Origin of the sequence: Asticcacaulis machinosus (assembly GCF_028550435.1) — a bacterium.
GTDB classification, from domain to species: Bacteria; Pseudomonadota; Alphaproteobacteria; order Caulobacterales; family Caulobacteraceae; genus Asticcacaulis; species Asticcacaulis machinosus.
Window position 1 is genome coordinate 515036 of record NZ_JAQQKV010000001.1, and the last position, 20084, is coordinate 535119.

Sequence of the window (20084 nt, forward strand, 5' to 3'; positions counted from 1 at the left end):
ACTAATGATGGGCACCGTCGAAACGCCTCATTCCCTATAGGGTTATTCTTTGTCCCTGTCTGCACCCCCTCCTCATGCTTTTCATGACGCCATAAAGGCGCTGGAAAGCTATCTTGGCTTTTGGTCAGAACACGACATTGAAGAAACCTATGAAATCCAGCCTGTTAACAGAACACTCAACGAAAATAAATCAGGTTCGGCGTCCAGAGGCGCACCTAAAAAAGTTGCCGCGAACGTCAACAATCAGGTAACGCAAACTTCGCATAACGTCAATCTGAATGCGCTGGTGCCGGAGAATCTGCGCCACTATGATCCTGACATTGCCCTCAATCAGGCACGACATCTGGCCAGTACAGCAACCTCCACAGATGAACTCTACACCCATCTAGAAAAGTTTGAGGCGTTGCCACTACGTTATGAGGGTGGCAAAAGTCTGGTTAAAGGTCGCGGCAATCCAAATGCCCGCTTACTGATTATTGGCGATACACCTGATGCCGACGAAGATGATAGTGGCACGGCCTTTAGCGGCAAATCAGGAAAAATGCTCGATCAGATGGTGTCGCTGGCCGGATTAAGCGATCATTTTTATGCCCTGCCGGCTGTGTTCTGGCGACCAGCGGGTAATCGCCCCCTGACGGATTCGGACGCAGCCCTGATGTCGCCGTTTTTACATGGCTTCATCTCAATCATGAAACCGGATGTTGTTTGGCTCATGGGCCCGGCCGCCGTTAAGGTCGTGCTTGATCTGAACGACGGCATTCAGAAATTGCGCGGAAAAGATCTTAGTTTCACGCCGCTTATCGGTGATCACAGCCCGATTTTACGTGCCAGTTTTCATCCATCCCTGTTGCTGAAACAGCCGATGGCCAAGGCATTGGTATGGCGTGATCTGCTGGAATTGTCCCAAAGACTTGCTTAACGCTTATTAATTCGGTACTTTAACGGCTTAGTTCTTTATGTAGCGCTGTGGCGCGAATTTCGGATACACCCTGACGGAGGGACATCTTGAGACTTGATCACAGCCCTGTTTATGTAAACACATTTGGGCGCAACCTTCGCAAATCCTTGTGGGCATCTGCATTTAGCCTGCTCACAACCTTATCGATTTGCACCATAGCGACAGCCGCCGAAACCCGCGATAAATCAGAACCCGTCGTTGCCACCCCTACGCAGCCTGTACCTTATCAGGCCATCTCAACCGCCCCGGCAAACGTTCCTAAATTGATTACCAAAGGCCAACCCGCTACCAGCAATATGACGCCGTGGGATGCTGATCTTTATGATCAGGCTTTCACCATGATTTCCCAAGGGGATTTTGAGGGGGCGCAGGGCAAAAGTTCGCAGATTGCCGACAAAACGCTTCAGGGGTATCTGGAATTTTACAAGCTTTTCAATGGTAATTACACATCATCCTATGGCGAACTGACAGCCTGGCTTGAGCGCTATTCCGACCTGCCCATGTCGATGCGGGTCTGGTCTCTGGCCAAGCGCAAAAAGCCGGAAGGTGAAGTTGATCCGCCCTTACCCCTTCTGGCGAAAGCTTCAGGTAAAGCCGAGCCAGACTCGCTTCGCCTGGCCAGCCTAAATCCGGTAGCCGGCCTGAACGCCATGACGGCGATGTTTGATCGCCCCGCCCAAGAGGCAACTAAAACCAGCGGCAGTGTAAATCCAGACTCAAGCCTGACCCCCAAATCCGCCCGCTCGGCCTATAATAATAACCAACTCGAGCAGGCCGTAAAACTGGGTGTGCAGGTCGGGGATCGCTGGGTGGCCGGTTTGGCGTCCTATCGCCTGAAACGCTATGCCGAGGCTGAAAAACACTTCGATTTTGTCATCAACGACCCCAGCCAAAACGCCTGGAGCCAGTCGGGCGCCGCTTATTGGGCAGCACGTTCCGCCCTCATGCTTAATAAAAAAGACAATGCTGACGGTTATTTCCGTATAGCGGCGTCGTTCCCGTTCACATTCTACGGTCTCGTAGCGGAGCAACGTCTGGGCATTGAACCGGCGGTGGTTCTAGCTAAAAAGGGGCTCCCCCCGGCGCTTAGTAACGATTCTCGCACTCTGGCGCTGACCCTGTCCGACGATTTTGAATGGACCAAAACGAACCCGCAAGCCAAACGCGTAACGACGCTCATGCAGATCGGCCGCACCAGCGATGCCCGTACGGAATTACAGGACGCCATTCAACGCGCTTCTGATGATACTATGCGTAATCACTGGCTGGCATTGGCCGCCTATCACAAGCTGTCGGTTTCAAAGCTTAAAAGCTCGGACCGCTTGTTTGATTCTTCGTCTTACCTTCAACCCGATTTCAAACCCAAAGGCGGCTTTGAGATTGATAAGGCGCTGGTCTTTGCCATCGCCCGCAAGGAGAGCAAGTTCAACCCTAAGGCTCAGAGCTATGCAGGGGCTTACGGCTTAATGCAATTGATGCCTGCAACAGCCGCTTTGGTTACCGGGGATAAAAAGCTACTCACCAAACCTGCTGACCTACTTGATCCGGAAACTAATCTGACCATAGGTCAGCAATATATTCAGCGTCTTCTGGCCGCCAAACCTATTGGCGGCGACATTTTGCGCGCGGTTGCCGCCTATAATGCCGGCCCCCGTCCGGTTCAGGATGCCGTCAATGCGCTGGGCCCGGATGCCGACGCCCTGCTCATTATGGAATCGATACCAGTTGCTCAGACCCGGCAATATGTCGAAGAGGTCGTAGCCGCGTACTGGATCTATAGCCACCTGATGGGCGAAACACCCGCCAGCCTTAAACACGCCGCCAAGGACGCCCGCGCCATAAGCCTGAACTAGGCTTTTTTGGGTGGCTTTGGCGGAAACCCCAGCAGATAGGCTATAAAGCTTAATCCCTTGCCGATCTGGGAAAATGCCCAACCTTTGCGCTTAAAGCGCTCACCACTGGTGATTAGCGGCGTCGATATGGCTCTAAGCCGCGCCCGTCCCAGAGACAGATCCATACTCAGAGCTTCGTAAGCCGCCTGATCCTTGTAGCCACCGACCGCATCATAGAGCGCGCGTGACATAAACAGTCCGTGATCACCGGAGGGTGCCCCAAACCAGCGCGCCCGAAACGCCAGCGCCTCGGCCCAGAATGCCGCCAGCCAGGACGGATCATCAAAGGTCAGCCGAAAATAGCCCGCCCTCTGCGGGTACTGGCGCATGTGCAGGTGTATCTGATCCATCCACCCTTCACCCAATTGCGAATCCGAGTGCAGGATCAACAGCCAGTCTCCCCGCGCCTCCCGGCAGCCCTGCCACAGTTGCAGGCCCCGGCTGGCATCGGCATGAACGATGCGGCAGCCGGTAGAATCGGCAATCTCCAAGGTCGCATCGGTCGAGCCGCCATCGACCACAATAACTTCTTTGATCAGCCCCTCAACGACCCCCGGCACCAGCGCACTTAAAGTGCGCACCAGCGAATCTTCGGCATCGATCGTGGGGATAATGACCGATATCATCGTGACAATACTCCGATCACCTCGACATGACCCGACCATAGAAACTGATCAATCGGCGTAACGCTATCAAGCGTAAACCCAGCATCGCGAAGTATGCGGACATCGCGAATAAAGGTCTGCGGGTTACAACTGACCGCCACGACCCGTTTGACGGATGACAGGGCAATCTCACGGGCCTGCTCTTCGGCCCCTGCGCGCGGCGGATCAAAGACAATAGCGTCAAACCCGTTCATTTCGACTGCCAGCATCGGCCGCCGATAGAGATCACGCACCTCAGCCGTTATGGTCTTAAGACCATTCACCCGCCCCATAGCCGACTTTAGCGCCCCCACGGCACCGGCGGCCCCGTCAGCCGCATAGACCACCGCCTGCTCGGCCAGCGGAAAAGTAAAGGTACCCGACCCGCAAAACAGATCAGCCACCTTCTTTGCGCCCGCCACAGCCTGCGTGACCAGACGCACCATGTCGGCTTCTGACTTTGGACTGGCCTGAAGGAATGGCCCAAACGGCAGATCGACCATCGCCCGCCCAAAGCGCACCTGCGGTGATCTGGCCATATATTGAATTTCATCGGACAGGGTAACGCGCGCAAAATCAGCCGCCGATGCCGTCATAGCAATCTGCATCCGCCCGTCCGCGCTCAAACCACCGCTTTTGCTGCGCTCTACGCCGCGAATGTCGATATCGAGCCCCGTCTCAGAGACCGTTACATTCAAAATGGGGGCTGACTTGGGATGCTCGAACAGCGCCTGCGCCAGTTCGGTCAGATGCGGAAGTGCGGCCACAATACGCGGATCAGCCACCGGGCATTCTTCGATACGCACCTGATCCCAGGACTTGCGCATCTTAAAACCCAGTTCGACACGAAACGTACCTTTGGGCCCGTTGATGCGTTTGGCATGAAGTCCTACGCGTCTGCGGGTATGGGCCGGCGTAGTCAGTATGGGCTCTACCTGGGTTTCCAGACCAGCCTTCGTTAGCATGGATGCCACCAGATCATGCTTCCACGCACTGTAGGCCGCCATATCCCAGTGCTGAAGCGCGCAGCCCCCGCAACGGCTGAAATGGCGGCAAGGGGGCGCCACACGGTCGGGACTGGGGGTGAGCACCTCGATCAGATCGGCGCGGTCCTTGTGGATGTCAGCCCGCACTTCTTCGCCCGGAAGAGTGAGCGGCACAAACACCCCATCGGCGGTGATGCCGTCGCCCTGAAACCCTATATGGGCAATCGATAAGGTGTGTTGCGCCATAGGCTTTGAACTCAAACTGACGTGAAGGAGGCTCCTCATAGGGCCTAAGCGAGGATTTGAGAAGGGCTGGCGCAATTTAGGCCGGGTTTAGTCGCGAAATATCTGCATTAATTTTACCGGCCACCAAATGCGCTTCACTCAAAAACCACATAAACATATGATTTTATGAAATAATTCTAAGATTATATATTTTGAATGTGAACGAAAATGAACAAACCTCTCAAATCCCGTTCATGTTGGCAGGCTTATAAAGGTTCTCAACAACGGTGATGAAGTTTTTCACCACCGGTTTTCAAAGGTTAAAGGAGCAAACCATGTTGAAGATGAGCAAAACCAATAAGATCGCTTTGTCGGCTCTGGCCGCCGCCGCCATGATCACCACCGTCGCCGCCCCTGTGAGCGCTTCGGCCCGCGACCGTTACAACACCTGCTCGGTCGACCGCTCAAACGGTAAGGCCAATGGCGCCATTATCGGTGCGGTTGCTGGTGCGGCTCTGGGTAACGGCGTGTCTGCCCGTAACGCCAAGACCGAAGGTACGATTTTGGGCGCCGTCCTTGGTGCCGCCGTCGGTTCGCAGGTCGGTAAAAACAGCGCCGATTGTGATCCGCGCTACACCAATGCCTACCAAAACAATGGCTATGGCCGCCCACGTTATGAATACCGCCAAACCGGCTATGGTCACGATCGCTACGACCGCAATGACCGTTACGATGATCGCCGTGATCATCATGACGACCGCTACGACCGCCGCAGCGACCGCTGGTAATGGATAAGGTTCGGGGATCGGCGTCCCGCTCCTCCCCTTATCCCCTCCGGTTTCCGGGCCTTACCCCCACCCTCTGCGCATTCGTGCAGAGGGTGATTTTTTAGACGCCCTTCTTGCGATTCCAGGCGAACGCCTTGGCACCCCAATAGTTCCAAACACCACTTAAAAGTGCAGCACTGACGCCTGCGGCGAACCAGTGAACACCCAGGTAATCCTTCAGCAGAATAGCGACCCCAAGGCTCAACAACGCTCCTATGCTGCATGCAAAATAGAACCCGATCAAGCCAGTGATCATGGGCCATCCGCTCAGTCGTTTATCGCGGAAGGTAATGATATTATTGATATAAAAATTCCAGGTCATGGACAACCATATGGCCAGACCATAATTAATAATGTCGTCGAACCGAACCTGATAACGATAAAGAGACATTCCGCCTTCCACGCGCGTTATGGCATGGCTTAAGGCCAGCATCAAAGCATAGACGAATACGCCCGAAACACCGACCACACCGAACAACACAAATCGCGCGGATAGGAATCCGTTAGTCGCCTTTTCTATCAGGAGGGCCGCGAGATCCAGAACAACCCGCAGATCAAGCTTAGATTCACCGCCCTGTCGTTGACGAAGGGAAGCCTTAACCTCGCCAAATTTCGGACGGATAGAGGTCGACGCCACCAGATCAACAAGGATTTTAAATCCAACCCCCGTCAGCTTGGGGCGCGCATTGAGGTACCACTCACGCGTCATGATGAAGCAACCGCTTAACGGATCAGTCAAAGGTGCCTTCAGTACCAATCCTGAGACAGCCGTTGCAGCCTTTGACCCCAGATCACGGAACCAGCTCAACCCGGTATCAGCATCGCCCAGATAACGCGAAACACACATCAGGTCTTTTTTCTCAGACATAATCTTGTCGGCCATTTCACGGATAGCCTTTGGGTCATGCTGACCATCGCCGTCCATCACCCCAAGATAGCGCCCGCGGGCATGGTCCCAGCCCATAATCGCTGCTGATGACAAACCACGCTCATTGTAGCGAACATGCAGATGAACACGCGGGTTCGTCTTGGCCAGATCGAGAACTTCGGATTGGGTCTGATCCTTAGAGTCATCGTCAAGGACGATTATCTCGTAATCGATGCCGGCCAGAGCGTCACAAATCTCCGTGACAACACTGCGTATAGCGGCCCCTTCGTTAAGGGTGCAGATAATCATGCTGAGATCAGGTGCGCCGGGCCCTGCCTTGGTATCAACGTCCGACAAAAAAAACTCCTGATTTAGCTAATTCTTCGTAAAAATGCCTATGGCCTGCTATAGCGGCAAGATAATGTCCCGCCAATAGGGGTCATGAGGTCAATTGTTTCGATGAAGTCACTTTTAACGCCGAAGGTGAAATATGTCGCCACGGTTTTCATTTTCAGTCTGCCCCTTTTATCCGGCCTGATTGGCAAGATCGGCAAGTCCAAAGCGTGGTTTGGGGATTATCAGGCCATTGCCTGCGCTGGGCAAAAGATCATCGAGGGGCAGCCGATATATGACCTTCAACTGGCGTGCGAGGGTATGCGCCCGGCGGTTTTTGTCTATCTGCCGGTTATTGCGGATATTGCCGCCGCACTTGCCCGTATTTTAGGTCAGCCCGGCCTGCAAACGGCGTATGCCATAGTCTATGTCTTTAGCCTGCTGGCATTGATCTGGTTGATTTATCTGCGCAAAGAAACACCCGCTCAACTGATCCAGAAAATACCTTTTGCCGCATTTCTGACCGGCAGTGCCGTGGTGTGGGGTAATATCGCCGTTCTATGCCATGCCGCCGTCGGTTTTAGTGCCTTACTGGTCACCACCAGCTTTTGGTGGGGGCCTTGGCTGTTTGTGGCGATTGTCGCCCTCTGCGGGATCGTAAAGCCCGTGTTCCTGACCTATTTGGCGGTCGTACTGTTTATAGACGCGCCGATCGTTAAGCGCTTAGGACTCTTTATAACCGGAGCTATCCTTGGACTATTGCCGACGGTTCTGTTCGCCACCGATGGATCGGCCCTGTCAGCTATCTGGCGCGAAACCCTCTCTCATTTTGTATATCAGGTCACACCCGGTGAAAGCTATTATGGGTGGCTGGCTTTATTCGGCCTTAGCGGCAACGGAACCTTGGCGGGCTTAGGGTTTATCCTGTTTGCCGGTCTTATGACATTGGCTGGTTTTGCGATTGCTGAGGCGCTTAAGTTATCAGCAATCAACCGGGCATGGCTGGGCTTGAGCCTCGGTGTGCTGATGATCCCGCGCCTGATGTCACAGGATGTATTCCTGATCGGTGTGGGTCTGGTAGTCATTGCCTTGAACAGTCGAAGCCTTAGCCCATCACATAAGCTCGCAATCTGGATCAAGGACAAAGGTCTTACGATCCTGACATCAATCTGTGCCTTTGTCCTCATCGGTAATGCGGTGGAACTGGGCGATTATACCACACGTATAGCGACCCTGGCCTTAAGTCTTTATGTGCTGACGGCAGGTTATCTTAGCTTCAAAAGCGATCCACAGGCGGTGATGGCCCCCATAAAACGGCTTATGCCTGCACGGAAGTCTGCCTGATGTCGGCTCTGGAGTGGCTAAACCGCAAAACGCAGTCAAAATGGTCAATGGGACTGCTGATCTTTTTTTTCACCCTGCCGGTGACGTCAAGCCTTTTGGGGCGCCTTACCAAGGGCAAGTGGTGGTTCAATGATTTCGACGCCCTGATTTGTGGTGCGGATCATATCCGGCGTGGACTGTCGCCCTACGACCTAGCCCCCGTATGCGAAGGACTAAAACCCGCCGCCTATGTCTATGCGCCTCAGGTGGGTAAAACGCTCATCCCGTTCATAGACGCGGTCGGTCTGGACGGGGCAAGGCTATTATATGCGTGCCTGCTGATCCCTCTGCTGCTGCTGACCGCATGGTACAGCCTGCGCAAACCCTTTGATCATATCCCGCTGAATGTGCGGGCCTTAGGCTTTGGGCTGCTGACCGGGTCATCCATCGCCAGCGGCAATATTGGTCTTTTCCTGCACGGCCTGATCCTTCTGGTGGCACTGGGAATCCATAAAACCCGCTGGCCGTTTTTGCTGGCCGTTGTGTTTGCCGCCCTGATCAAACCGACTCTACTGACCTATCTGGTTGTCTTTCTGTATCAGGATAAACCTGTTCTCAGCCGTATCGGGTTTGCAGGCCTTGGGGCAGTGCTGGGCCTCACCGCCGTTGCTTCTGTTTTTGCGACCGCAGGCCCATTTTTTGATATCTGGCAAGCGCGCATCGATCAGATTGTCGTTTCAGAACAGTCTGGCATGAGCTTCTTTGCCTGGGCCGCTGCGTTGGGACTTGGTGCCTCATCCCCCATTACCCTCTCAGTATACTTATTATTTGCAGGCATCATGGTTCTGGCCGGATGGTTCATAGCCGAATTCTCAAACGCCACCCGTGATGAACGTATTTTACTAGGCCTTGGCATGGCCCTCATGCTCAATCCACGTCTTATGGATTATGATCTGCTGATCGTGCCGGCATTCATAGCGCTTATCGTCATGCTAAGCCGATCTTTGGGTGAGACATATTTCAATCGGATCGTCATTGGCTTCTCGGCTCTATCAGTCATGACGCTCATTTTGCGCATGGCAGATATCGAAGGCATGTCCCCCGACGCCTTAACGGTATTTATGTATGCTGTCCTGATTATTTTTTCGGGCGCCAGCATGGCAATGGTTCACCGCCATGACATAAAAGCGAAGTTATGGGCCGGGTAAGCTTATATTAAGAGGCATTTTCACCACACTTGCGCAAAGCCTTACAAACTTAAGACTTTTCGTCTCATTTGACACAAATATGGCCGGTTTCGGAGCCTATTTAGCCTCAATTCACGCTCAGTTGGATGAAAAGCTAAAAAACAACCCATCCAGCCTTTAGTGAACCTCCATGTTAGTAAACCTCCCGCCGCTTACGGTCGATGCCGCCTCATGGCTATCGGCACGATTACGCACACCCAAGGCCATAGGCTGGTATATTTTTGCCTTCACCCTGCCTTTGAGTGGTGGATTGATCGGCCGGATTATAAAAGACCGGCCCTGGCTGGTTGATTTCGATGCTCTGGCCTGCGCAGGCGATCATATGACGCGCGGCCTTTCGCCCTATGATATCACCCCGTTTTGCCAGGGCATGAAGGCCACACCTTACGTCTATGCACCGCAAATAGCAGGCATATTCGGGCATATGATTGAGGCCTTGAGTTACAATGCCCTCAAAGCCCTCTATCTGCTGGCTTTGAGTGTTGCCTTGGTGTTTATCGGCTGGGTAGGCATGGTCAGAGCCCTGCCTAACGCGCCCAATGCTTTGCGTATTCCGGTTTATGCCATCCTCACCGGCGGCAGCGTGGCCTCAGGCAATATAGGCATATTACTGCACGCTATTATCCTTTTGTGCGCGTTAAACCTGCATAAACACCGCTGGCCATTCATAGTCGCGGTGATCTTTGGCGCCTTTTTCAAGCCCACATTGATGACCTATTTCATCGTCCTGCTGTATCAGGATCGACCGCTAAAATCGCGTCTAGGCTTTGGGATATTGGCGGGTGTGGCGGGCATTGCCGCCTATATGTCGCTCATCCTGTTCGCCGGCCCGCTGGCGGTCGACTGGAAACACAGCCTTGATCAGATCGTCATGACCGAACAGCCCGGCATAGGCTTTTTCTCATGGATGCCGTGGATTGGCCTTGAGCCCGGATCACATCTGTCGCTGGCCCTTGCGGGCCTGTTTATGCTGACTATCGCGGGGATTGGCTTTGCCATGACCCATTGGGGGCAAATTACCGCCCATGAACGCATCATGCTGGGCTTAGGCATAGCGCAGCTACTCAATCCGCGCCTGATGGACTATGACATTCTCTACATAGCCCCGGCGGTAGCTCTTATGGCCACCATGAGCCGCCATTTAGGTGTCACTCAGTACCGCGTTGTAACATGGGGCTTGTTCGGTATGTGCACGGCCGTTTTGTTGATCAACAACTGGGACGCCAACGCCCTGCCGATCATTCCGATGTCAGGGCTGGCGGTCACCATTCTGATGCTGTGGGTCGGCGGGCAAATCATCTGGATGAACCGCGATAAACTTACCCGCCCGCTAAAAGGCTGGCGCAAACCGCGGCTACAGGGCGGCCTTGAGCCGCTCTAGGGCCGCGGCCAGCTTAGCCTTGCCACCTTCGGCCTCGGCCAGACGTTCGCGATTTTCCTCGATCACCTCTTCCGGGGCTTTTTTGACGAATTCAGGATTATCGAGCTTTCGGCGCGTGCCGTCGATCGATTTGTCAAAGGCGGCGATGTCTTTCAGCAAACGCGCTTCTTCGGCCTTAAGGTCAATGAACTCGGCGATCGCCAGATGCCCCGTAGCATCACCTGCTATAAATGGAACGGAGCCAGTTATGGAAGGATCACTTTCCTTATCTGTAAAACTCCATTCTCCTTTAAGGCGTCCAAGCGAATTGATTGTTTGAATGTGCCGATCCAAATATTCAGATGTTTTTCCTACAACCCCAGTAAATGCTAAGCTAGGACGCGCTGATCCGGGTACATTCATTTCTGAGCGTATGGAACGCACCTCGGAAATCAGGTCGATCAGCCAGTTGATTTCGTCGTCAGCCGACGCATCGATCCAATCGGCCTTAAACTCAGGCCATGACTGAACAATCAGGGGGTTAGAATGTACTCCGTTGGCGGTCTTGTCCCACAGTTCTTCGGTGATGAACGGCATGACCGGATGCAGGAGAATCAGGCACTGATCCAGCACCCACGCCGTTGTGGCGCGGATTTCGGCCTTGGCCACTTCATCATCGCCGTTCAGGATCGGCTTGGCCAGTTCCAGATACCAGTCACAGACCACGTTCCAGACGAATTTATAGAGCGCCGACGCGGCATCATCAAAAGCACAGGCTTCCAACGCCGTTGTCACCGCCTGCACCGTCTTTTGAACTTCGCCGCGTATCCAGCGGCTGAGGGTCAATTCCACGTTCGCCGGATCAAAGCCTTCGGCATGGGCACATTCGTTCATCTGGGCAAAGCGAGCCGCATTCCACAGCTTGGTGCCAAAATTGCGGTAGCCCTCAATGCGTTGTTTGGCCAGCTTGATATCGCGGCCTTGGCCCGACATGGCGGTCATGGTGAAGCGTAACGCATCAGCGCCAAATTCATCGATCAGCACCAGCGGATCCATGACGTTGCCTTTGGACTTGGACATCTTCTGGCCCTTGTCGTCACGGACCAGCGCGTTGATAAACACGCGCTCAAACGGGGCCTTACCGGTAAAATGCAGGCCCATCATCATCATCCGGGCAACCCAGAAGAAGATGATGTCAAAGCCGGTAATCAGGGTATGGGTCGGGTAAAAGCGCTCTAAGTCTTTGGTCTGCTCCGGCCATCCCATTGTCGAAAACGGCCACAGCGCCGATGAGAACCACGTATCGAGAACGTCTTCGTCTTGCGTCAGTTCAACGTCTTTACCGTAATGGGCTTTAGCAACGGCAAAAGCCTGACTTTCAGTTTCTTCGACGAAGATTGCACCATCAGGCCCAAACCAGGCGGGAATGCGGTGCCCCCACCAAAGCTGACGGGAGACACACCACGGCTCGATATTTCGCAGCCATTCAAAGTAAGTCTTTTCCCAGTTTTTCGGTTCAAAAACCGTGCGGCCATCTTCAACAGCCGCCAGCGCGTCTTTGGCCAGTTCACCGGCATTAACGTACCACTGATCGGTCAGATAAGGTTCAATGACCACGCCGGAACGGTCACCATGCGGCACCATATGTCGGGTCTTTTCAATCTCTTTGAGCAGACCCAGATTTTCAATCTCAGCGATGATAGCTTTGCGTGCCGCGAAACGATCCTGCCCGCGATAGGCTTCCGGCACGGTGTCATTCAACCGCGCCTGACCATCCAGAATATTGATAGACTCCAAACCCTGCCGCTTACCGACCTGAAAGTCGTTAAAGTCATGGGCGGGCGTAATCTTGACGGCACCAGACCCCTTGGCCGGATCAGCATAGTCATCAGCTACAATCGGGATACGACGACCAACGATCGGCAAAATCACCTCTTTGCCGACTAAGCCTTTATAGCGCTCATCATCGGGATGCACCGCCACAGCCGTGTCGCCCAGCATGGTTTCAGGCCGCGTGGTCGCCACCACAATGTAGTCGCGCGTCTCAAAGGTTTCATTGCCCTCTTCATCCTTGATGGGATGCTGATAGGTCAGCCCATCTGCTAAGGGATAGGCGAAATGATAATAGGCGCCGTCGACTTCTTTTTGCTCGACCTCAAGGTCGGAAATCGCCGTCTGAAAATACGGGTCCCAGTTGACCAGACGCTTATCGCGGTAGATCAGGCCCTCTTTATGCAATTGCACAAACACCTTGCGCACGGCGGCAGACAAGCCTTCATCCAGCGTAAAGCGCTCCCGCGACCAGTCGCATGACGCCCCCAGACGGCGCAATTGCCCGACAATCGTGCCGCCCGATTCAGCCTTCCAGTCCCAGACCTTTTGCACAAAGGCCTCACGGCCCATGTCCCGGCGCGATTGCTGACCGGCGGCGGCCAGTTGGCGTTCAACCACCATCTGGGTCGCGATACCGGCGTGATCCGTCCCCGGCAGCCACAAGGCCGCCTTACCGCGCATCCGCTCAAAGCGGATCAGCACGTCCTGAAGTGTATTGTTGAGCGCATGGCCAATATGCAGCGATCCCGTCACATTGGGTGGCGGTATCACAATCGAAAAGCTCTCAGCCCCCTCTTTGTCCGTCGGCTTAAAAGCACCGGACGTTTCCCACATCTCATAAAGGCGCGGCTCAACGGATTTCGGATCGAAAGTCTTATTCAACATGCTCAGGCTTTGACAATAAAAACAGGAAGGGGAAACAAAAACGGCGCCCGCAGTGGACGCCGTTCTCTCTATAACCATTTGCGGCGAAACGAAAGTCTTTAGCCGCCTCAGATAGCGTCTATGATTAGCGCCGGGCCTGACGGGCGATACGCTCGACCTCAAGGCGGACCTGCTCTTCAACGATGGCGGCCAGATTCTTATCCAGCCAGTCCTGAAGCATAGGGCGCATCAATTCCTTAAGTACGTCCTCCAAGGTGCGGCCATCTTTGGGCACCAGCAGAGCATTGGTCAGGGCACCAAAGGCATTCGCCGCCGTGCTCTCCGTCCGGTCACTGACCAGACGCGACGCGCCAAAATCAGTCTCCGGTGCCGAATAGACGGGCTTAGGTTCCGGCTTAGGCGCAGGCGGTGCCACAGCCGCAACCGGCTCATACGCATCCAGATCACCAATAGAGGCTACCGGTGCGGCCACATAAGGCTCGGTCAATTCCAGCACGTCATCCTCCGGCTCGTCCTCTTCAAACGCGACCACAGGTTCCGGCTCCGGTTCAGGCGCAGGTTCCGGTTCTGCCACCGCCACTTCAGCCGGGGCCTCAGCCGCCTCTTCAGGCGCGTCATCTTCGGAGATAATGCGGCGAATGGAGGCAAGGATTTCCTCCATAGTCGGCTCGTGTGCGGATTGGTCTGACATGGTAATATCGCCGTTGAATCGGAAAACTGTGCTATAAAGACACGGCTTAAGGGATTTTGGCAACTCTTAAGCTTATAAGCCGCCCATTAATTCGCGAAACGGGCTAATTTTCCTGTTACTCATTGAAAAATCAGCCGGTTTTGTAATGGCGAAAATGACTATTTTTCAGTCATACCGTCGGTCACGCCCGCGCCAAGACCGTCAATTGCGCGAATCACCGGCTCAATGGTCATGCCTTTATTCTTGACACGATCAAAGTTCTTGGCGGGATCATAGACCTCAGCCTGGGGCACCAGTTCACGCGCATTGAGGCTGCCCATGACCGCCAAAAGCTGGGATGAGGCCACATATTCGTCACGCTGGGCATTAATCAGCGCCAGTTGCGCCGACCGGTATTCCTGTTCGGCATTCAGCACCTCGATATTGGTACGCAAGCCGACCTGAAACTCCATCTTGACACCTTCGGCTGCCAGACGCGTCGCGCGCACCTGCTCCTGATTGGCTGCCGTTGCCGACTTGGCCGCAACCATTTGCGCCCAAGATGACGAGGTATCCTGAATGACGCCGCGGCGGTTTTCTTCGACCGTCATCTTTTGAGCCGTGTGACCTTCGGCGGCCTGACGAATGCGTGAGGAGTTAAAGCCGGCTGAAAACAACGGGATCGACAAACGCAACGTTGCCGAAGCTGCATCGCGGTTATCGAGATTATTGAAATCATTGGTCGGCGCAAAGGCGCCATAGCTGGCCGACAATCCGATCGTTGGCCCCAGGTTTGACCGGGCGGCTTTCACACGGGCCCGCGCGGCGGCTTCGGCAAACAACGCCGAGTTCAGATCAGGGTTATATTTTTCAGCCGCATTCAGTGCCACATCAAAATCGGTAGGGATATTGGGCAGGGCCGTCTCCGGCTCCAGACTGGTCGGGGCCTGGCCGACGATCGCAATATATGACGCACGGCTGGTGTCCAGTTGCGCTTTGGCCTGAGCCAGAGACGCCTGCGAGGCCGCCAAACGGGCTTCGGATTGCGCCACATCGGTTCGGGTATTGTCGCCCACCGAAAAGCGCGCATTGGCTTCATCCAGTTGGCGCTTCAAAACCTCGTAATTTTCCTGACGGATACGCAGGGCTTCCTGATCACGGCGCACGGCGGTGTAGACCGAAATCACATTCAACAGAACCGATTGTTCGACCGAACGAAGGCCCTCCTGCCCGGCCAGAACATCAGCCCTGGCGGCATCAAGTGTCGATACCAGCGCGCCCGACGCAAAAATCGGTTGGCTGGCCGACAGCGTCAAAGATGTGGTTGAGCGATTGCCCGACAAGTCAGGCAGATCATTATACCCGACATCCGCCCCGGCATTCAGCGATGGTCCAAGGCTGGAGCGCGCCTGTACATAGGTTTCGTCCTGCGCGCGCTGAAGGGCCCGTTGTCTCTGGATAGTGGGATTACTGGCATAGGCCATAGCAATCGCATCGTTAAGCGTCTCCGCAGATGCCATCCCGGCACCGCCGATACCCGCCATTAGCGCCAGAACACTTAAACCGACACGTAACTGAACAGACTTCGCACCCGTCATAAACGACTTCCCTAAAAAGATTAATGACGCCCCTACGCGCCATGCCCCAGCACCGTTGGCGCAAAGAACCCTTAGCGCCATCTCTGGCACAAGTTACGGTATTTGGCGAATTAAGCTTTTTTCACATTTGCCCGTTTGACGGGCTTTACGCGAGCGCCGATATCAAAATACGAAGCTTTTGGCCGCCTCGAAACCCGGCAGGGTCGACGGCGACGAATCAAAAGCCTCACGCGCCGAAACGCCTGAATCCAGTTGAGAATAGACCATGGCCTTACCCACAGCAGAGTTCCGTACAACAACGCCCAGCCGGCCGCCGGGCTTTAAGGCCTTGAGCCAGGCGTCTGGGACGGCGCTTACCGCACCCTCGACGACGATGATGTCATATTCACCGGCTACCGGCGTTGCAAAAGGCTGACCTTGCGTTTTAACGCCCAGGCGCTTCAGGTAAGGCTCAATAATCGCAAACGTGCGCGCGTCCTCTTCCTGTACTGTGACGTTCAGGCCCGCATAAGCCAGGACAGCCCCGGCATAAGGTGCCGCGATCGCCAAAACACTTTCACCCGCCTTGGGCGACAAAGCGTGCATGAGCTTAGAAATATCACGGGCCTTCATCAGATAACGATTGGGCGAAATAAGCGCTTCAACCTCACCGTAAGCCGCAAAGCCCTGAGACGGCGCACACAAACGCTCACGCTCGACATGACGCATGGCTTTTTGCAAGGCCATGTCGGTGACATCGTTCACCCGCACCTGAGATTCGACCATATTATTGCGAGCGGCGACATAATCCATGTTCAGACCCTTTAAACGCTGGAGAGATTCCTTCGCTTATAGGCGCTCAAAAGCGTTTCAGCAATTCTCCCACACGCCAAAACAAGCCATAAAAATAAGAGTTTTCCAAACAATTCTGCTGAGAGCCTCTCAAAACCAATTGCAGGGCGACATGTGATCTGATAGCTGCACTGACCTTACGCTCTTAGATCGGCCTGATGGCGGAGCGGTTACGCAGCGGATTGCAAATCCGTGTAGCCCGGTTCGACTCCGGGTCAGGCCTCCAAATCCCTTACAACCTAGAGCCAGACTCTCATGAGCTTGAGAGCCGTTTTGCTATGGCTGGAGTTTTGCTTAGACACGCGCCAGCACTGCGCGTCCATATCAAAACATTACAATTGCACCCATAGGGTGCATTTTATATAATTAAAATCTAAAATACACAAATCGAGTCACTATGCCCACATCCACACTCCCCACCCCTACAATTCCATTGAAGGCGCTCTCTTATCGTCTGCGTTTAGCATGGCTGCTTCTGCCGGCGTTTATATCCGCCACCGCGCTGGCCGGCGCAGTAGGATGGAAATTTGGCAAGGACAATGGCTTGGAGAACGCTCAGAAAAACCAGCCTATCGCCCATTTCCCGCAAAGGCTTAACGCCATAAAATCCCAAGCCGGTCAGATGGAGGCCAAATCCATTGTTTTTGGAGACAGCCTGACTGAGTTTGCAAAACTTGATACTCTCTGCGGAGCGCCTGTGCTTAACGCAGGCATCAGCGGCGCGACCATTCAGGACACCGCCGGATGGACCGACGATCTGATAGCCTCATCTAAGCGGCCTGAACGTCTGATCTTTGCCCTTGGCACCAATAACGCCAAGACTCATTTAATTCAGGTGCAGCCGGTTGAGCAAACGCTTATGGCCTACCGCGCGCTCATTACCCGCTATCAGGGCTACGACATTGCTATTGCGACCATCCCTAATATCGGTGCCGCGGCCGCAGATCGTTTTGATCAGGCCTATATCGACACTCTGAACGCAGGGATTCGCACCCTGGCGCATGAGACCGGTGCGACACTTATTGAACTGGGCCGCCCTATTCCTACGCATGACGGTGTGCACTTACAGCCCAGCGGCTACATTACCTGGAACGCGCAAATGGCCAGCGTTTGCAAGGCATAACCTGCGCTGGCGGCAACGATTGATTTTAATGATAACGCCGATACGATATTCATATTTGATTAACCCAAATCAGTCAGACAGGTAGTGTCTTTGCTTTTTTGAAGACACCCACCATCACCAAACTTTTAAAGCCCGAAGTCTCTTCGGGCTTTTTTTATGTCTTGTTCGCAGATCAGATAAGCGCCTAAGTCCCGGAATATTGAAATTCGTGGATAATTTGAAACTTAGGCCTTGCGCGCGGCCCTGACAGCTTGCTATAGGGCGCTCCTTCGCTGCTGAAACATTCCCCGGTAGCTCAGTTGGTAGAGCAGTCGACTGTTAATCGACTTGTCACAGGTTCGAGTCCTGTCCGGGGAGCCAGCGTCCAACTTTCAAATATATTTATACGTTATTGGCTTTCGGGCTAATAAACAATCGTGGTTTGTGCCCCGCCACCCGGCAGGCTCCAGTCAACGCGCCACGCATTGCCGGTTTGCAACACTCTGTCAGTCGCGACTTCGGTGCTCACAATATCCACCTGGCGATTGTCGATAGCGCCTTCTGAGCGAGCTTCCAATGTCACCGTCTGTCCGACCAGACTTTGACGAAGTGGCAATATGGTGTGATAAAGCCCTGTGTCATCAGCCTTAACGCGCGCAATGTCACTGCCATTTACCGCCAGTGACACCAAAGAGCCCGCTTTTGCACGCCCTGCCACAGCCACCCCTCCCCGCGAATCATAATCCACAACCGCCAGCAAAGGCGCATGAGGCGACAACGGCAGACTGGGCGATCCTGAGCGCATAAAAACGGCGCGCTCTGGCTGCGCCGGCGGCACAAACAACCGCCCCTCCGCCTTCATCAGCCGGCCAGATTCTTCCATAGACACATCATAGAGGCTACCCTGAGCATTTCCGGGTAAATCCGCCTCAAACTCACCGCGGGTATTGGCGGTGACACCAAAGGCCTGCCCCTGCCCGCTGATGAGGCGCACCCGGCCATCAGGCCGCGCTATACCGCTTATCCTGACGATACCGTTCTTACCGATGGCAACCGTCAGTATCTCAGGCGCCCGAACATAGCCCATATTCGTGGCCAGAAACGGCCCTTCGGCATTCGCCTGATTATCGCGGGGCTGACAGCCTGTTATCAGGCTGCTGACTGTCAGAAGACCTAGACAAACAATGTACCGGACGGTCGGTTTCAGGATCGGTTTCAGGGCGGATGACAAGACCATAATATCCAGATCATAAGGCATAGACGTCACCAATAAAATAGCCTCCGACCAGCCTTTGTACGAATTAAGTTCTTTTAATTTTAAGCCTCTCGCCCCTACTATAAAGCATTAAGCTGTACCTGCGCCTTGAGTTTAAGCGGCGCAGTTTGTAAGGCGATGCGAAAGACAAGGAAAAACATGACGCATCAGGACATTAAAACCATCTGCCTTTATTGCGGGTCATCCGAGGGTGCAAATCCTCAATATATGCAGGCGGCACGTGAATTTGGGGCCCTTCTGGCCCAGACCAGATTAAAGCTCGTTTATGGCGGCGGCGATGTCGGCCTTATGGGCGCTGCGGCGCGCGCCGCTTACGACGCCGGGGGCAAGGTCAAGGGCATCATGCCGCGCTTTTTGCGCACCCGTGAGCGCCTGTTCGACGAAGTTGAAACCGTTGTCGTCGATTCCATGCACGAACGCAAAATGCTGATGTTTGAAGATTCCGATGCGTTCGTTGTATTTCCGGGCGGCGTAGGTACGCTTGAGGAAGTGATCGAATTGCTGTCATGGCGGCGGCTGGATCTGCACAAAAAGCCAATCATCTTCTTCAATCAGAACGGCTACTGGGATCCGTTTTTCGACATGATCACCTACACGATCGGTCAGGGCTTCACCCCCGAAGCGTTCAAACGCACCTATATGAGCGTGGACAAGGTCTCGGATATACTTAAGGCCGTAAGCCATATGTCCACGCAGGATGAGGATATCGACACACGCAAAGTGCTGTAAATAAATTCACTTGCGAAATGAAATTGTTTTTATCCGCAAGGCTTATAGGTGAAATCGACACTTCGGGATTGGCCATTAACAACGCCCTCAATGCGCGCCGAGAGGCCGTTATCAGCCTTGCGATAAATAACACGCTGGGGAAAATCATGGGAGAGGCTCTCGAAAATCACCTCACCCTCGGCCTGGGATTTCACCGGAAAGCTGGCCTGAGCCTGTCCTGACGGGATCGCCGTAAAGGTCAGCACACCAGCAATCGCCTCAATGCGCATATGCTCATAATTGCGTAATTTTCCGGCACGCAGCGTCTTGCCCGCGCCCATCAGGACACCACCGGATGGTGTGGTCCAATATTCTTCGACCACACGATCACCGTCTGCCTGAACCCAGCAACCGGTTATCCAGCCTAAGCTAGAGGCGCCTTCAGCATTGGCAGCACCGCCTAAAGCCGCGAAACCAATTGCAATCAGCAAGGCCTTCATATCACCCTCCGTTTCCAG

Annotated in this window: 17 protein-coding genes and 2 tRNA genes; 10 read left to right on the forward strand and 9 right to left on the reverse strand. The window is 54.2% G+C overall.

The features are described 5' to 3' along the window. Positions 1 to 49: 49 nt before the first annotated feature. Together PQU98_RS02500 and PQU98_RS02505 are read left to right on the forward strand one after the other, a co-directional pair. On the forward strand, positions 50 to 919 hold the full coding sequence (locus tag PQU98_RS02500) for a uracil-DNA glycosylase (protein ID WP_272743289.1): 870 nt from the start codon (positions 50 to 52) through the stop codon (positions 917 to 919). An 86-nt stretch (positions 920 to 1005) separates the two neighbouring features. Next, complete coding sequence (locus PQU98_RS02505) at positions 1006 to 2811, forward strand: lytic transglycosylase domain-containing protein (RefSeq protein ID WP_272743290.1); 1806 nt, start codon at positions 1006 to 1008, stop codon at positions 2809 to 2811. Here PQU98_RS02505 and PQU98_RS02510 read toward each other — a convergent pair. Together PQU98_RS02510 and PQU98_RS02515 are read right to left on the reverse strand one after the other, a co-directional pair. After that, positions 2808 to 3476: a glycosyltransferase gene (locus PQU98_RS02510; RefSeq protein ID WP_272743291.1), complete on the reverse strand. Its 669-nt coding sequence runs from the start codon at positions 3474 to 3476 to the stop codon at positions 2808 to 2810. The two genes, PQU98_RS02505 and PQU98_RS02510, sit on opposite strands and share 4 nt — an antisense overlap. After that, on the reverse strand, positions 3473 to 4726 hold the full coding sequence (locus PQU98_RS02515; protein WP_272743292.1) for a class I SAM-dependent RNA methyltransferase: 1254 nt from the start codon (positions 4724 to 4726) through the stop codon (positions 3473 to 3475). The genes PQU98_RS02510 and PQU98_RS02515 overlap by 4 nt, the downstream gene beginning before the upstream one ends. A 314-nt stretch (positions 4727 to 5040) precedes the next feature. Between PQU98_RS02515 and PQU98_RS02520 the strand changes: the two genes are divergently transcribed. Continuing rightward, the gene (locus tag PQU98_RS02520; protein ID WP_272743293.1) at positions 5041 to 5493 is read left to right on the forward strand and encodes a glycine zipper 2TM domain-containing protein; all 453 of its coding nucleotides are present in this window, start codon (positions 5041 to 5043) and stop codon (positions 5491 to 5493) included. A 100-nt stretch (positions 5494 to 5593) separates the two neighbouring features. Here the strand turns inward: PQU98_RS02520 and PQU98_RS02525 are convergent, their stop codons facing one another. After that, positions 5594 to 6757: a glycosyltransferase gene (locus tag PQU98_RS02525; protein WP_272743294.1), complete on the reverse strand. Its 1164-nt coding sequence runs from the start codon at positions 6755 to 6757 to the stop codon at positions 5594 to 5596. 102 nt (positions 6758 to 6859) lie between these two features. Between PQU98_RS02525 and PQU98_RS02530 the strand changes: the two genes are divergently transcribed. From PQU98_RS02530 to PQU98_RS02540, 3 genes are all read left to right on the forward strand, one after another. Beyond that, positions 6860 to 8077, forward strand: coding sequence for a hypothetical protein (locus tag PQU98_RS02530; RefSeq protein ID WP_272743295.1), 1218 nt, complete (start codon positions 6860 to 6862; stop codon positions 8075 to 8077). After that, a complete protein-coding gene (locus PQU98_RS02535) occupies positions 8077 to 9264 on the forward strand; it encodes a hypothetical protein (protein ID WP_272743296.1) in 1188 nt (395 codons plus the stop codon). The genes PQU98_RS02530 and PQU98_RS02535 overlap by 1 nt, the downstream gene beginning before the upstream one ends. Before the next feature lie 169 nt (positions 9265 to 9433). After that, positions 9434 to 10684: a hypothetical protein gene (locus PQU98_RS02540; protein ID WP_272743297.1), complete on the forward strand. Its 1251-nt coding sequence runs from the start codon at positions 9434 to 9436 to the stop codon at positions 10682 to 10684. On the opposite strand, the gene PQU98_RS02545 is transcribed toward PQU98_RS02540, so the two are convergent. The 4 genes from PQU98_RS02545 to PQU98_RS02560 all read right to left on the reverse strand — a co-directional run bounded on the left by PQU98_RS02545 (position 10658) and on the right by PQU98_RS02560 (position 16441). Continuing rightward, positions 10658 to 13381 carry a valine--tRNA ligase gene (locus PQU98_RS02545; RefSeq protein ID WP_272743298.1) on the reverse strand — a complete coding sequence of 908 codons (2724 nt, stop codon included), beginning with the start codon at positions 13379 to 13381 and terminating at the stop codon, positions 10658 to 10660. The genes PQU98_RS02540 and PQU98_RS02545 overlap by 27 nt on opposite strands. A 124-nt stretch (positions 13382 to 13505) precedes the next feature. Further along, positions 13506 to 14072: a DUF2497 domain-containing protein gene (locus PQU98_RS02550; protein ID WP_272743299.1), complete on the reverse strand. Its 567-nt coding sequence runs from the start codon at positions 14070 to 14072 to the stop codon at positions 13506 to 13508. A gap of 158 nt (positions 14073 to 14230) precedes the next feature. Continuing rightward, the gene (locus PQU98_RS02555; RefSeq protein ID WP_272743300.1) at positions 14231 to 15649 is read right to left on the reverse strand and encodes a TolC family outer membrane protein; all 1419 of its coding nucleotides are present in this window, start codon (positions 15647 to 15649) and stop codon (positions 14231 to 14233) included. A 162-nt stretch (positions 15650 to 15811) separates the two neighbouring features. Continuing rightward, positions 15812 to 16441 carry a protein-L-isoaspartate O-methyltransferase family protein gene (locus tag PQU98_RS02560; RefSeq protein ID WP_272743301.1) on the reverse strand — a complete coding sequence of 210 codons (630 nt, stop codon included), beginning with the start codon at positions 16439 to 16441 and terminating at the stop codon, positions 15812 to 15814. Between the two features lie 191 nt (positions 16442 to 16632). Here PQU98_RS02560 and PQU98_RS02565 point away from each other — a divergent pair. From PQU98_RS02565 to PQU98_RS02575, 3 genes are all read left to right on the forward strand, one after another. Next, positions 16633 to 16706 (forward strand) — tRNA-Cys (locus PQU98_RS02565). 171 nt (positions 16707 to 16877) lie between these two features. Further along, a complete protein-coding gene (locus tag PQU98_RS02570) occupies positions 16878 to 17603 on the forward strand; it encodes a GDSL-type esterase/lipase family protein (protein ID WP_272743303.1) in 726 nt (241 codons plus the stop codon). Between the two features lie 284 nt (positions 17604 to 17887). Continuing rightward, positions 17888 to 17963, forward strand: a tRNA-Asn gene (locus tag PQU98_RS02575). Between the two features lie 43 nt (positions 17964 to 18006). Here the strand turns inward: PQU98_RS02575 and PQU98_RS02580 are convergent. Next, positions 18007 to 18840 carry a hypothetical protein gene (locus PQU98_RS02580; protein WP_272743307.1) on the reverse strand — a complete coding sequence of 278 codons (834 nt, stop codon included), beginning with the start codon at positions 18838 to 18840 and terminating at the stop codon, positions 18007 to 18009. A 156-nt stretch (positions 18841 to 18996) separates the two neighbouring features. Between PQU98_RS02580 and PQU98_RS02585 the strand changes: the two genes are divergently transcribed. Then, complete coding sequence (locus PQU98_RS02585) at positions 18997 to 19587, forward strand: LOG family protein (protein ID WP_272743308.1); 591 nt, start codon at positions 18997 to 18999, stop codon at positions 19585 to 19587. Between the two features lie 29 nt (positions 19588 to 19616). On the opposite strand, the gene PQU98_RS02590 is transcribed toward PQU98_RS02585, so the two are convergent. After that, positions 19617 to 20066, reverse strand: a complete 450-nt coding sequence (locus tag PQU98_RS02590) for a DUF6265 family protein (RefSeq protein ID WP_272743309.1) — start codon at positions 20064 to 20066, stop codon at positions 19617 to 19619. Positions 20067 to 20084: the final 18 nt, after the last annotated feature.

Excerpts from the sequence above, each read along its gene's own strand:
- PQU98_RS02580 (WP_272743307.1), bottom strand. The coding sequence starts at position 18,840 with ATGCCTTATGATCTGGATATTATGGTCTTGTCATCCGCCCTGAAACCG.
- PQU98_RS02560 (WP_272743301.1), bottom strand. The coding sequence starts at position 16,441 with ATGGATTATGTCGCCGCTCGCAATAATATGGTCGAATCTCAGGTGCGG.
- PQU98_RS02530 (WP_272743295.1), top strand. The coding sequence starts at position 6,860 with ATGAAGTCACTTTTAACGCCGAAGGTGAAATATGTCGCCACGGTTTTC.
- PQU98_RS02585 (WP_272743308.1), top strand. The coding sequence starts at position 18,997 with ATGACGCATCAGGACATTAAAACCATCTGCCTTTATTGCGGGTCATCC.
- PQU98_RS02535 (WP_272743296.1), top strand. The coding sequence starts at position 8,077 with ATGTCGGCTCTGGAGTGGCTAAACCGCAAAACGCAGTCAAAATGGTCA.
- PQU98_RS02590 (WP_272743309.1), bottom strand. The coding sequence starts at position 20,066 with ATGAAGGCCTTGCTGATTGCAATTGGTTTCGCGGCTTTAGGCGGTGCT.
- PQU98_RS02540 (WP_272743297.1), top strand. The coding sequence starts at position 9,434 with ATGTTAGTAAACCTCCCGCCGCTTACGGTCGATGCCGCCTCATGGCTA.
- PQU98_RS02545 (WP_272743298.1), bottom strand. The coding sequence starts at position 13,381 with ATGTTGAATAAGACTTTCGATCCGAAATCCGTTGAGCCGCGCCTTTAT.
- PQU98_RS02555 (WP_272743300.1), bottom strand. The coding sequence starts at position 15,649 with ATGACGGGTGCGAAGTCTGTTCAGTTACGTGTCGGTTTAAGTGTTCTG.
- PQU98_RS02510 (WP_272743291.1), bottom strand. The coding sequence starts at position 3,476 with ATGATATCGGTCATTATCCCCACGATCGATGCCGAAGATTCGCTGGTG.
- PQU98_RS02520 (WP_272743293.1), top strand. The coding sequence starts at position 5,041 with ATGTTGAAGATGAGCAAAACCAATAAGATCGCTTTGTCGGCTCTGGCC.
- PQU98_RS02570 (WP_272743303.1), top strand. The coding sequence starts at position 16,878 with ATGCCCACATCCACACTCCCCACCCCTACAATTCCATTGAAGGCGCTC.
- PQU98_RS02550 (WP_272743299.1), bottom strand. The coding sequence starts at position 14,072 with ATGTCAGACCAATCCGCACACGAGCCGACTATGGAGGAAATCCTTGCC.
- PQU98_RS02515 (WP_272743292.1), bottom strand. The coding sequence starts at position 4,726 with ATGGCGCAACACACCTTATCGATTGCCCATATAGGGTTTCAGGGCGAC.